The organism is Amycolatopsis lurida (assembly GCF_900105055.1).
GTDB lineage: Bacteria > Actinomycetota > Actinomycetes > Mycobacteriales > Pseudonocardiaceae > Amycolatopsis > Amycolatopsis lurida.
Map to the genome: position 1 here is coordinate 4,109,121 of NZ_FNTA01000004.1, position 12,454 is coordinate 4,121,574.

Consider the following 12,454-nt stretch of genomic DNA (forward strand, 5'->3'; position numbering starts at 1 on the left):
CGCGCCCGGTCGGACCGGCTGAGTGGGCTCATTCCGAGTCCCCTTCCTCCGGTGGTTCGTATGCGGGGAAACGCGGCTCCGCCCGGAACGACGGCGGCTCCCCGGCGGCGCGGCGGGCCAGCTCGTCCTCCCACATCTTGAAGGTGCGCTTGCGCAGAGACTGGATCAAGGCCACTTCCTGTGGCCGCATGTCGCGATTTTCTCGTCGAGCCTGGTCGTAAAGGCCGTCGATGGTGTCGTAGAGCGCGAAGACCGCACCCTCGCCCTTGAGGTAGCGCGCGCGGGCGAACTCGGTCTCCTGCACGAACGTCTGCTCGGGCACCTTGCTGATGTCCGAGCTCGCCATCGCGCGGAGAACCTCACGGACGTGGCTCGGATCCTCCTCGAACTCGCCGGTGCGCAGATTGAGGAGGTACCCGGTGAGGCCGCCGTCCGGCGTCGCGTCGACCCGGTAGGTCTGCGCGTAATAGGTGAAGTAGGCCGGTGTCTCGATCACGCGCTCTCCTCGGGGGGTTTCGGCAGCCCCAGCTTCAGGCCGTCCATGAACTTCACCCGCACCTGGTCGATCAGCGCGGCTTCCAGCTGCGCCTGCGACACGGTCAGCCTGCCCTTGCTCTTCGCGTCTTCGCCCGCCGAGTCGGGGATGTTCTCGTCCATCGCGCGGTTGTACGTCGGGAAGTCCCGGCGGACCTCGTAGAGAGCGTGCTCGAAGACGGCGACGTCGTCGATGCTCTTCAGATGCAGTCGAAGTTCGGCGACATGCCCGTTCGGCAGCCGGACGTTCATCTGCAGGTCGCGGTAACCGCTCGCCTGGGGATTCGCGAAGCGGTCCTCGAATTTGACGATCTTGAGGTCGTCCCGCTTCATGATCGCGTCCAGGGCCCGGTAGGCGTCCGCGACCGTGTTGAACTGGATCTTCGCGCCGACGAGGTCGACCAGCCGGGACGCGTCACCGTCGTATTTGGCGATCTTCGCCAGCGCCCGGCTTTCCGTCTTGGGCTCGGTCCGGGCGCCGGGGATGTCGTCCTCCCCGGCGAGCTCGGCGACGATCCGGTTGAGGTGCCCCTGGTTGTCGGCCCAGGCGGCCTCTTCCCTGGCGAGGAATTCCTTGATCTTGGCGATGTCCCCGATGTGCTCTTCGGGGAATCCGGCGTGGACCCGGTGCTCCGGCGGCGCACCGGCGGCCACCGCGGCCGCCGCCTCGGCGATCTCGCGCTGCTCCGGGGTCAGCGGCGTCTCGCCCGGCCCCGCCTGTTCGACCCGGTCGATCAGCTGGTTGTCGTGCGAAGCCGCCTCCGCGACGGCATCCGCGAGCATCGGAATGGCTTCAGGATGCTGGAGCAGGCTGCCGATGGTCTTCGGGTTGTGCAGCAGGGAGTCGGTGAGGTACCGGTTGTCCGGGTTCAGCATCAGCTCGACGAGCTTGGGCTGCCCCGGCAGGTGGTCGCGGATGAAGTCGCTCAGCGGACCGAGGTCGTGCTGGACGCCGTCGTCGGTCGTGATCCTGACCCGGTCCCGGGTGTCGTCGAGCCCGGCGAGTGCCGCCTCGAACTCCGGAGTGGCGAGCAGGCGGTCGGCGTTGGCGCGCGCCTCCGGCGCGACGTGCGAGGGAGGTTCCGGCAGCGACTGGGACGCCATGCCGTAGCCCGCGTCGTTCGGCGTCGTCACGATCGGACGGCCGTCCGGCCCGATCCGTGACGGCGGCACGTCGGGGGTGTCGTCCCTGGCGAACGCGATCCGCGGGTCGACGGGCCGCGTCGACGAAGTCTCCGTCCGCGTGGTCTGCCCGTCGGTGTGCTGAGCCGAAGGGCCCTCCGGGACGCCGACGTGCATCAGTTTCACGCCCAGCGGCGGATGCGGCAGGTTCATCAGCGCACCCGACTGCGGGTCGAGGAACGCGACGCCGTCGCGCGTGTTCGCCACCATGGCGACGTGGCCGCGTTCGACGCCGTTCTCGTCGAGGTACTTCACCGCCACGACCGCGTGGTGATCGGTCGGCATCCCCCGCATCTCGCGGATGACCGTGTCGTAGTCGGCGCGGTCGGAGAACTCCCCGCCGAACCGCTCTTCGACGTGCTCCAGCGTGCCGCGGCTGTTCATCTCGTGGACGAGCAGCGGCTCGGCGGTCGAGTCGATGCCGTTCAGCCGGTCCATGTACGCGCCCGGCGTGCGGGTGCAGTTGGAGCGGTAACCGTTCGCGAGTGCGTCGGGGTCGTTGAAATGCGGGTTGACCTCGCCGAGCCTGGGGTGCCGGTCGGCGAGGTATGCGGCCTGTTGCGCGGGGCTCGCCGAACCGGCGTGGATCGCCGGTTCGCTCGGCGGGTTCGTCGCGACCGCCAGCGACGAGTAGTCCCGCTCGGGGACCGGCAGTTCCATGGTGTCGTCGGTGGCCGAGTGGTCCTGAGCGGGCTGGTCGCCGTACTCGGGCCCCTTTTCGACGTCCGCGACGCCGTGGTCCGCCGGGTTCTCCGTGGAGAAGTGCGGTGTCTGCGGCTCGTCGAAGCCACCGAGGCGCGCCATCGACCGCGCCTGCGCGAGACGCGCGAGTTCCGGCGCCTCCGCGGCGTGCCGGGCCCGCCGCTCGTCCATCTTCTGCTTGGCGGTCTCGGGGTCGAGGTAGCGCGGGTCGCCGGGAGTGACCTCTTCGGCGTGGATGACCCACTTCGGCCGGTCGACCAGCGGCGGGGTCTTGAACTCCTTGCTGTGCACGTAAAGCTGTGTGGCCGGCTTGTTGATGGCCTCGTGCTCGCCGGGGTTCTCGGCGAGCGACGAGACGTCCTTGCCCGTCTTCGAGACGATGTGGATCTCGACGTCTTCGCCGAACTTCGACTTCGTGTCCGGCGAAGTCTTGATGGTCGAGCTGGTCATCGTCGGCTCGGGGACGATCTGGCCGGGTTCGTAATGCGCCGCCATGATCGCGGCGGCCCGCATGTCTCCCTTGGTGTCGATGCCGCGGATGGCCTCGCCGTGGAAGTCCGGCAGCTCGTTGAGCGCGCCGACGATCGCCCGGGTGCTGCGCTGGGCGTTCTCGAAGTCCGGGTGCGACTCGCCCCGGCGGTTCGCTTCGTTGATCGCGTAGGCGTGTTCACGCGAGTACGAGTAGATCGCTTCGGCGGCCTCGGGCGATACGCGGTCCTTCAGCGGGCTGGCTTCGAGCCGCTTGAGCGCCTTGTCGCGAGCCTGCTCGGCGAGTTCGGCGCTGTCGTAGCGGTCTCGGAGGCTCTTGTGATCTTCCGGCGTACCACGGAAACCGTCGTCGGAGAGGTAGCTCTCGTCGAGTCGCGTGGGGGTTTCTTCGGGGCCCTTGAGGCGCTCGGCGATGTCGAGGTCGGTCTTGGGAGCCTGCTCCTGGACGGGGGTTTCGGCTTCGCTTGTCCTATCGGTGTGCGGTGCTTCCGGCGGATGCGGGGCGTCGCCGCCGCCCATCGGCATCGCCTTGATCGACGTCGGATCGTCGGGCAGCGTCACGAGCCGCCCGGTCATCGGGTCGGCGAAGACCACGCCGTGCGGCGTGTTCACCGCGGCGACGATCCGGGTCTCGACCCGGTCCTTGGACCGCGGCGAGCCTTCCGGCGCGGTCGGATCGGCGGCGGCGTGATGTTCGAACGCCACCGCCGTCCGCGCGCCGACCGGACGTTCGCCCACCTCGCGGGCGATGTCGGCGAAACCGTTCCGATCCGACCACTGCCCGCCGAGCCGGTCGCTGACGTGCTGCAGCGGTGAGCCGCCGGTCGACGGCGCGGCGACCGAGTCGCCGCCGTTCATCCGGTCCTCGAACGCGACCAGCGCCTCGGCCGAGTTGGTCTGGTAACCGTCCTTCCACGACTCGGGCGCGTAGTAGTTGCGGGTGTTGGCCTCGCCGATCGCCGGGATCTCGTCCATGACGAGCCGGACCTGCTGATGCGGCGTGTCGGTCGAACCGGCGTGGATGACCGGCGGCCCACCCTCTTCGAGCGGCTTGGCCAGCTCGGACCAGCCGCCGTCGGGAGCGTGCTCCTTCGGAGGCGCGGGGGTGTCCCGGGCCGGGGCGTCGGTGGCGTCGATCCAGCCACCCTTGCCGTCGGCCAGCTTGGTTTCGAGCCCCGCGAGGCCCTGGCCCTGGAACAGCTCCGGGTGATCGCGGCGCAGCTGAGCCTCTTGCTCGGCAGCTTCCTGCGCCAGCCGCTCCTGCACGGCGTTGTTGTAGTCGCGCCGCTCGGCGACCTTCTGCTGCACCTGCTCCGTGGTCAGATGACCGTCGTCACCGGCGACGACCTCTTCGCATTCGACGATCCACTTCGGCAGGTCGTTGGGCGATCCGTCGTCGAGACGCTTCTTGTACTCCGGGTGGTCGGGATGCCCTGGGCCCATCTTGACGTCGGTGACGCGCAGCTGCGTCGCCGACTTCATCAGGACTTCGCGTTCTTCCTTCTTCGAGGCGAGGTCTTCGATGTGGCGCCCGGTCTTCGACTGGATGCGCATCTCGACTTCGCCGGGGAAGGTGCTGTGCGGATTCTCCGGGGTGACCCGCGATGTGCTCAGCATCTGCGGGTCGACGATGACCTGGCCCTTGGCGTGCGCTTCGAGGAAGGCCCGGATCGCGCTCTCGTTGCCGTTGAAGTTCACCCGCCGCGAGACGAGGCCCTCGTAGGCGGGCATCTCGTTGAGGCCGGAGGTGATCGCCTCGATATGCGGGCGGAGCGCTTCCAGCTCCGCGCCACCGTGCCGCTGGGCGTGCGTGATCCGCTCGGCCATGTCGGTGCGCGTGTAGCTGTGCACCGCGTACGCGCCCTGATCCGACATCTCCCTGACGCGCGGATCTTCGTGGGCGTCGCGTTTGGCGAGACCTTCGCGGCGGACCTGTTCGCTCCGGGCTTCCCCGGTGTCCTTGTCGAAACCGCGCTTGTCGATCTGCGTCTCGGCGAGCGCGCGGTAGGCGGCCGGATCGTCCGTGTGGAAGTCCGGATCCGTCAGGTACGGCTCGTCGACAGTGGTCTTGTCGTCGGGCGTGACGTCCTGGGGCGCTTCGGTGTCCTTCGGTGCCTCGACGTCCTTGGGGACGTCCGTGTCCTTGGGAGTCTCGACGTCCCTCGGGAGTTCGGTGTCCTTGGGCAGGTCGTTCCCGCCGCGGTCCTGGGGCGCGTGCTCCATCGGCCGCATCGGCGGCTGGTGCTGCTGCGGACGCTGCGGCTGCTGGGGGCCCGCGTTCCCGTCGTGGCCCGGGCGCGGTGCCGGGACCTGCGGCGGACGCTGCGGACCGCCGAAGCGCGGCGGCTCGGCGCCGGGCGGCATCGGCCTGCCGGGCTGCTGTCCCGGACGCCCCGGCTGACCTGGGTGGTGACCGGGCGGCGGCGGCATGGGGCCGCGGTTGCCGGGGAACGGACCGTTGCCCGGATGCTGGGGCCGCGGCGGAGGCGGCGGGTGACCCGCCGGACCGCGGTTGCCCGGAGGCGGACCGGGCGGAGGCGTCTGCGGACGCGGCGGGACCCCGCCGTTCGGGCCAGGCCCAGGCCTGCCCTGATAGCCCTGAGGCGGCCGCGGCGGACCCTGCGGACCAGGAGGCTGCGGCGGTTGCTGAGGACGCTGACGCGGCCCGCGGTCCTGCGGATATCCACCCTGACCGGGATGCTGCTGCGGCGGACGCGGGCCCATCGGACCGGGCTGCCCCTGCGGTCCTCGCGGCGGCATGGGGCCACCGCCACCGGGAGGCGGCGGCGGAGGCGGCGCGAAACCACCCGGAGGCGGTGGCTGCATCGGCTGCTGGCCCTGGAAGGGCATCGGGGCGGGCGGCTGGTCGAACCGCGGCTGCTGCGGTCCGCCGTTGCCCGCGAAACCCGCGGCTTGGACGCCGTCGTTCGGCCGGACCGGCCGGGACGGATCGTGTCCGCCCGGCGGGAAGCCGCCGGGGGCGGGCCCGTTGCCGGGCGGGTTGCCACCGGGCGCCATGCCGTAGCCACCCGACGGAGCGGGCGAGCTCGACCCCGGGTTCGACGCCATGCCGTAGCCACCGGAACTCGACGGCGCGCCCGTGGACGCGGCGGGCGGCATCGCGCTGGACTGCGACGGGCTCGGTGAAGGACTGTGTGACGGGCTCGGTGCCGGACCGGACGCCGGTCCTTGCGACGGGCTCGAAGCCGGTGTTTGCGCCGGAGCGCTCGCCGGCGTCTGGGCAGGGCTCGCCGCGGGAGCCTGCGCCGGGGCCTGCGACTGGGCGGCGGGTGCCTGCTGCTGATTACCCGCCGCGGCCTGCTGCTGTTGTTGCTGACCGGAACCGTTGTCCGCGGCCGCCGCCGGGGCGTTCTGGTGGGTCTGCGGCGCACGCTGACCGTCACCGGTGTTCGCCGGGGCGTCCGCCGGACGTTCCGGAGCCTGCGTCGAGGACTGGCTGACCCGGTCGCCGTCGGCCGCCCGCTGCGGATCAGCGGATCCGGACGAACTCCGCGGCGAAGAATCACCGTCCGAGCCGCGGCTCGAAGACGACCCACTGTCCGAAGTGGACCGTGGCGCCGGGTCCGGCGACGAGTCCGGCCGGGAAGAGGAATCCGACGACGAACTGGAATCCGGCGAAGAGTCCGCCCTCGAAGAAGTGTCCGGAGTACGCGAAGGCGTCCCGGAATCCCCGGTGTCCACGTCGGGCGTGGAAGGACCGTCGCCCGCCGAGGCGCCGGGCGTGTTCGCGGCCTTGATGTCGCCGATCTGGCTCTTCGCCCCGTCGACACCACCGCCCACGGCACCGCCGGACGCGCCCATCAGGACGTCCTTGGCCGAAAGCTTGTCCAGGTCACCGGTGACGGCGGCCTGCCCGACCGTGCTGGCGACCCCTTCGGCCGCGCCGCGCACCGCCCCCCGCGCCGCGCTGTCGACGATCTGGCCGCCGACGCTGTCGGAAAGTCCCTTGGTGGCGCCCTTGCCGATACTGCTGCTGCCCGCGCCGACCACGCCGTCGACGGCGCCGCTGATCGCGGAATCCTTGGTCTTGCTGAAGTCCCAGCTCTCGCGGTCGCCCTTGGCCATCTGCAGGCCCTGGATGCCCGCGTCCATGGCGAGGTTCATCGCCGTGTTCTGCAGGACCTCCTTGCCGATCTTCTTCAGGCCTTCCTTGAGAAGTTTCTCCAGGAGTTCCTTCGCGACCTTCTTGAAGCCTTCCTGCGCGAGCTTCTGCATCAGCTGCCGGAAGATCATCTGGACGGTCATGCGGGTGGCGATCTGCGCCGGCGCGATCCCGGCCGTGGAGCCACCGAACGTCACCGCCGCGGCCGCGATCATCGCGACGATCTGCGCGGCCAGGATCACCAGCGAGATGATGATCATGTACTTCGTGTACTCGACGTCCAGCGCGGTCGCGTTGCACGAGTCGCCGAGCGCCTTCGAGGAATCGGCCAGCGACTTGAAGTACGCCTCGTCGCCCTCGACGAATTTCTTCCAGGCCTCGGCGAACTTCTCCGCGCCCTCGCCGCTCCAGCCGCCGAGGACCTCGGTGGCGCCCTTGGTCGCGGTGTCGGCGATCGGCTGAATCGCCCTCGAAGCGTTGTGCCAGGCGTCGCGCAGTTCGCGGAGCTTGTCCTCGTCGCCTTCGGGCCAGCTTTCCCCGACGACGATCGGCAAGAGCCACTTGACCGCGTCGGGCATCTCCATACCCACGGCGCTAGACCTTCTTGTCCAACGTCGACTTGATCTCTTCCTCGGCGTTCGTGTACGCGGTCATCGACCGTTCGACGTTGTGCTGCATGCCCCGCAGTGCCTCGACGACGTTCGCGAACCCTTCGGACGAGCCCTGCGCGCCGGGCTCGTAGTCCTTCGCGAACTCCTTGCCCGCGTCGTCGTTGCCCCAGCACTGGCCGAGCGAGTTCATCGCGGCCACCAGTTCCTTGCCCGCTTCGTCCAGCTGGTCCGCCGCGATCCCCAGTTTGGCCGCGGCCGTCTTCACCGCTTCCGGATCCGCGGTGAATCCGGCTCCACCCCCACCGTTCGGCATCAGACCCCCCTGGTCAGCCAGCTCGAGGGCGGCTCTTCCTCATCGTCGTCCTGCTGACGCACCCGTTTCGGCACCGGTTTCGGCGTCGGCGGCGCGGGAGGTGCGGGCGGAGGAGGCGGCGGCGGAGCGTCGTCCTTGATCATCAGCGGGGCGTCGAAGTCTTCGTCGGACTTCGCGGGCGCGGCCGCGTCCTCCTCTTCCGCGAGGAAGTCGGGGATCGCCGGCATCAGCCCCTGGAGCGAAGGCGCGCCTTCGATGAGGTCCGACAGGTCCGGCAGCCCTTCGGTGATCGGGGCCATCAGCTCGGCGACCTGCTGCTTGACCTGCAGCGACCCCTGGCGGACCAGCGTCAGCACGGTGTTGGCCAGCTGCGCTGGATTGGTGCGCTCGAAGGCGTTCGGCTGGATCTCGAGCTTGGCGAGTGTGCCGGTCGCGTCGATGGTGGCGCGGACGAGGCCGTCCTGCGAGACCACCGTCGCCGATGTCTGCGAAGCGGCTTCCTGCGCGTCCCGAAGCTGGGCCGTCTGGCGCTCGAACTGTTCGAGCAGCGTGTCGACCTGGTCCTTCATGGCGGCATTGCGCGCTTCGAGGCGTGCGCTGTCGTCGCCGGCCGTCGTCACTTGAGCCCCCGCGAGTGCTTGATCCCGGGCATACGCCACCCGGTGTCGGTAAGCGTCACCCTAATGCCAAGGGCGGAGCCTTATCAGCCGTTCTCCTTTTTCGCACCGCGAGCAGGTGGCCGGCGGCGCCCACCAGGTAGAGGACGGCCGCCGTGATCAGGAGTCCCGGCGAACGGCCGTCGTCCGGGATCACCGTCGCGGCCAGGGAGACGGCGGCGACCTGGGTGATATTGAAGAGCGTGTCGTAGAGCGCGAAGACCCGCCCCCTCGCTTCGTCGGCGACGTCGAGCTGGACCGAGGAATCGACGCAGAGTTTCAGCACCTGCCCGGCCCCGGTCACCAGGAACGCCGCGAGCAACGCGGCCGGCACCACCATCGGCAGGCCGAGTGCGAGTTGCGCGACCGCCGCCGACACCAGCGCGCCCACCACGACGCGAACCCTGCCGAGCCGTCGGAGCAGCCGGGCGGTCAGCAGTCCGGCGACGAGAATCCCGGCACCGGCGAACGCGGCCATCTGGCCCAGCCCCGTCATCCCCGCGGCGAAGTGGTTGCGCATCAGCAGCACGGTCACCAGCAGCGAGATGCCGTACGACGCGCGATGAGCGAACAGCGCGACGAACCCGGCCGTCACGCTGGGCGTCCGCCAAGCCGCTTTAGCGCCGTCCGCCAGGCCCCGGGCGACGGCGAGTGCCGGGTTCGACGGCTCGTCGACCGTCGACGGCCCGAGCAGCCCGTGCGCGAACCCCGAGGCCAGGACGGCGGCGCCGATCCCGCCCAGCGCGGCGACGGCGGTGACCCACGCGGAACCGGCGTCGTCGGCGCCGGTCAGCGCCCGGAGGCCGATCGCGCAACCACCGCCGACGACGGCGAGCACCGAACCCCAGGTCGCGGCGAAGGCGTTCGCGGCGACCACGGATTTCTCCTCGACGACGTGCGGAAGCGACGCCGACAGCCCCGAGCCGATGAACCGCGAGATGCCTTCGGAGGCCAGAGCCAGGGAGAACAGCCCGATCCCGGCCGCTCCCGTGCCCACGGCGACGGCCGTCGCGAGGATGGTGAAGGACCGCAGAAGGCTCGCGAAGATCAGGACCTTCCGGCGATCCCAGCGGTCGAGCAGCGCGCCCGCGAACGGGCCGACGATCGAATACGGCAAGAGCAACGCCGCGAACCCGCCCGCCATGGCGAGCGCGTCGGCGGCGCGTTCGGGATTGAAGAGGACGGCTCCGGCCAGTCCGGCCTGGTACATGCCGTTGCCCCAGTGCGCGGAGAACCGCGTGAACAGCAGACGGCGGAAGTCACGGTCGCGAACGTACGCCCTGGTGGGCGCCGTGGCGGTGGTCGTCACGGCGCCAGCCTATAAAGGTGGCCGATGCGCTTTGAGGTCGCCTCTCGGCGGCTATGCGCAGTGTGGCTCCAGCCGGACGGTATTCCACAAAGGCGGTTCTTCAGTGAGCCCGGGGGACACGGAAAGCGCACCGACCGTTGTGTCCAACGGTGCTCGTGATGCTGTTGTTCCCAGAGCCGGACGATTTGTCTGCGCTCGAAGTGGGATCATGGCGGACGTGCCAGCGGACGCCGAGGTCGAACCGGGAACGCTCCTGGTCGCCGCCCCCACGATGTTCGATCCCAACTTCCGGCGGACCGTCGTGTTCGTCATCGATCACCGGGACGAGGGAACGCTCGGCGTCGTGCTCAACCGGCCGAGTGACGTCCCGGTGTACGACGTGCTCCCCAACTGGGGCGGGCACGTCGCCGAACCGCAGTCGGTGTTCGTCGGCGGTCCGGTCGAGAAGAAGACCGCGTTGTGCCTGGCCGCGCTACGGACCGGTGAAACGGCGTCGAGCGTGCCCGGCGTGATCGCCGTCCGCGGGCCGGTCGCGCTGGTCGACCTCGACACCGATCCCGAGATCCTGGTGCCGAAGGTCCGCGGTGTGCGGGTCTTCGCAGGCTACGCGGGCTGGGACTCCGGCCAGCTGGCGAACGAGATCGAACGCGAAGACTGGGTGATCGTCCCGGCGCTGCCCAGCGACGTCCTCGCTTCGCCGCACCACGACCTGTGGGGTCAGGTGCTGCGTCGGCAGGGCATCCCGCTGGCGCTGCTGGCCACCCATCCGGGAGACCTCCAGCGCAATTAGGCGGTGGCGGTGTCGGCCTTCTTGAAGACGCCGCAGGTGCCGCAGGCGCAGCCACTGCATCCGGCGGGCCGCTCCGGCTCGGGCTCCGGCACCGTCGCGGCCGCGCGGTTGCCGAGCACTCCCCCGGCCGCGACCAGCGCGATCATCCCGATCACGCCCACGAACGAGGCGAGCAGCAGCCCGAACGTCGTCGGCATGACCAGCGCGGCGATCCCCGCGAGCACGGCGATCGCGCCGCCTGCCAGCGTCGGGACCCCGGCGACCTTGTTACCGAGGCGGAAGGCGTCCTCACTGCGCATCGTGGCGGCGGTGCGCACGCCGGCGCCGCGGTCACGCGGCAGCTTCTCGCGCAGGCCGAGGAAACCACCCCAGCCGACGAGGACACCCAGCACGATCGGGACCAGCGCTATGACGAACACTCCACGAGGATAAGCGTGACGTTCCGGCAACCTGCCGGATACCCTGATCGACTGTGCTACAGGCCATGTCACGCCGAGTTCTCAGTGCCGCCCTGATCGGGGCCGTCCCCCTCACCCTGATGGCCGCACCCGCCGCCGAAGCGGGTCACCGTCCGCTTCGCCTGCTCGGGGAGCAGATCGTCCCGAACGCCCTGTCCTACGAGGGCACCGTCGTCGGCGGCCTGTCCAGCATCGATTTCGACCCCCGCACCGGCGAGTACGCGCTGATCTGCGACGACCGGTCCGCCCTCAACCCGGCGCGGTTCTACACGGCGAAGTTCTCCCTCGACGCCAAGGGACTCGGCCCGGTCACCTTCACCGGCACCAAGCCGCTCCTGCGTCCCGACGGCACGACGTACCCGCCGCTGGCGAAGAACGACCCCGCGCAGCCGCCGAACATGCAGACCATCGACCCCGAAGAGCTGCGTGTCGACCCCTGGACCGGCCGGTACGTCTGGTCCCAGGAAGGCGAGCGCTCGGCGGCGGCCCGGATCGACCCGTCCATCCGCGAGGCGGAGCGCGACGGCTCCTACGTCCGTGACCTGCCGATTCCCGCCAACGAGAAGATGACCGAGACGACGGGGCCGCGGCAGAACCTCGCTCTCGAAGGCCTCACGTACGCGGGCTTCGGGTCGCTGGTCGCCAGTTCGGCGGAGGGCCCGTTGCTGCAGGACGGCCCGGAGGCGAACACCACGTCAGGTGCCCTTTCGCGCATCACGCTTCAGTCGCGGTTCGGGCCGGTCCTCGCGCAGTACGCGTACCCGCAGGAGAAGGTCTTCGCGTCGCCGAACCCGCCCGGCGCGTTCGCGACCACCGGCATCTCGTCGCTGCTGGCCGTCGACCAGGCCGATCCGACGCGCTACCTGGTGATGGAGCGTTCGTTCGTCACCGGCGTCGGCAACAAGGTCCGCATCTACGAGATCGACACCAAGGGCGCCACGAACGTCCTGAAGACGCCGTCGCTGGCTGACGCGAAGAAGGTCAAGCCGGTCAAGAAGCGCCTGCTCGCGGACCTGGCGGACTTCAAGTTGTCCACTGTGGACAACGTCGAGGGGATGACCTGGGGGCCGCGGCTCCCGAACGGCGAGCGCAGCCTGGTACTGGTCAGCGACAACAACTTCTCCGCGACGCAGGTGACCCAGTTCATCGCTCTGGCGGTCCCCTCGGAACGGCTTTGACCAGCGCGTTAAACTGGACTCATGGACACGGCTCGGCTGCTCCTTAGCCTGCCGCGCTGAACTCGGCCGAACGGCCGGGACCAGCGCGGCGACCCCTCATGCCCTCCGG

The 12,454-nt window shown here is 70.0% G+C and carries 8 protein-coding genes; 2 read left to right on the top strand and 6 right to left on the bottom strand.

The window, feature by feature from the left end; all coding sequences use genetic code 11:
• Positions 1–28: 28 nt before the first annotated feature.
• From BLW75_RS24610 to BLW75_RS24630, 5 genes are read right to left on the bottom strand one after another with little or no spacing between them, the layout of a single operon-like run.
• Positions 29–496, bottom strand: coding sequence for a hypothetical protein (locus BLW75_RS24610; RefSeq protein ID WP_034323982.1), 468 nt, complete (start codon positions 494–496; stop codon positions 29–31).
• Positions 493–7,614: a WXG100-like domain-containing protein gene (locus BLW75_RS24615; RefSeq protein WP_091598284.1), complete on the bottom strand. Its 7,122-nt coding sequence runs from the start codon at positions 7,612–7,614 to the stop codon at positions 493–495. Before BLW75_RS24615 ends, BLW75_RS24610 begins: the two co-directional genes overlap by 4 nt.
• A 10-nt stretch (positions 7,615–7,624) precedes the next feature.
• Positions 7,625–7,954 (bottom strand): WXG100 family type VII secretion target, encoded by a 330-nt coding sequence (locus BLW75_RS24620; RefSeq protein WP_034323979.1) that lies wholly within the window; start codon positions 7,952–7,954, stop codon positions 7,625–7,627.
• A complete protein-coding gene (locus BLW75_RS24625) occupies positions 7,954–8,574 on the bottom strand; it encodes a YbaB/EbfC family nucleoid-associated protein (protein ID WP_034323977.1) in 621 nt (206 codons plus the stop codon). Before BLW75_RS24625 ends, BLW75_RS24620 begins: the two co-directional genes overlap by 1 nt.
• Positions 8,575–8,629: 55 nt before the next feature.
• On the bottom strand, positions 8,630–9,919 hold the full coding sequence (locus BLW75_RS24630; protein ID WP_034323975.1) for an MFS transporter: 1,290 nt from the start codon (positions 9,917–9,919) through the stop codon (positions 8,630–8,632).
• Positions 9,920–10,127: 208 nt separating this feature from the next.
• On the opposite strand from BLW75_RS24630, the gene BLW75_RS24635 reads away from it, so the two are divergent.
• Positions 10,128–10,709, top strand: a complete 582-nt coding sequence (locus BLW75_RS24635; RefSeq protein WP_034323973.1) for a YqgE/AlgH family protein — start codon at positions 10,128–10,130, stop codon at positions 10,707–10,709.
• Here the strand turns inward: BLW75_RS24635 and BLW75_RS24640 are convergent.
• Positions 10,706–11,128, bottom strand: a complete 423-nt coding sequence (locus BLW75_RS24640) for an SdpI family protein (protein ID WP_034323970.1) — start codon at positions 11,126–11,128, stop codon at positions 10,706–10,708. The genes BLW75_RS24635 and BLW75_RS24640 overlap by 4 nt on opposite strands.
• Before the next feature lie 65 nt (positions 11,129–11,193).
• Here BLW75_RS24640 and BLW75_RS24645 point away from each other — a divergent pair, with 65 nt between their 5' ends.
• Entirely contained in the window at positions 11,194–12,345 is a 1,152-nt protein-coding gene (locus BLW75_RS24645; RefSeq protein WP_034323968.1) for an esterase-like activity of phytase family protein, read from the top strand.
• Positions 12,346–12,454 lie beyond the last annotated feature (109 nt).

Bases quoted from the DNA above. Each gene is read 5' to 3' on its own strand.
- BLW75_RS24615 (WP_091598284.1), bottom strand. From the start codon at position 7,614: ATGGAGATGCCCGACGCGGTCAAGTGGCTCTTGCCGATCGTCGTCGGG.
- BLW75_RS24620 (WP_034323979.1), bottom strand. From the start codon at position 7,954: ATGCCGAACGGTGGGGGTGGAGCCGGATTCACCGCGGATCCGGAAGCG.
- BLW75_RS24635 (WP_034323973.1), top strand. From the start codon at position 10,128: ATGGCGGACGTGCCAGCGGACGCCGAGGTCGAACCGGGAACGCTCCTG.
- BLW75_RS24645 (WP_034323968.1), top strand. From the start codon at position 11,194: ATGTCACGCCGAGTTCTCAGTGCCGCCCTGATCGGGGCCGTCCCCCTC.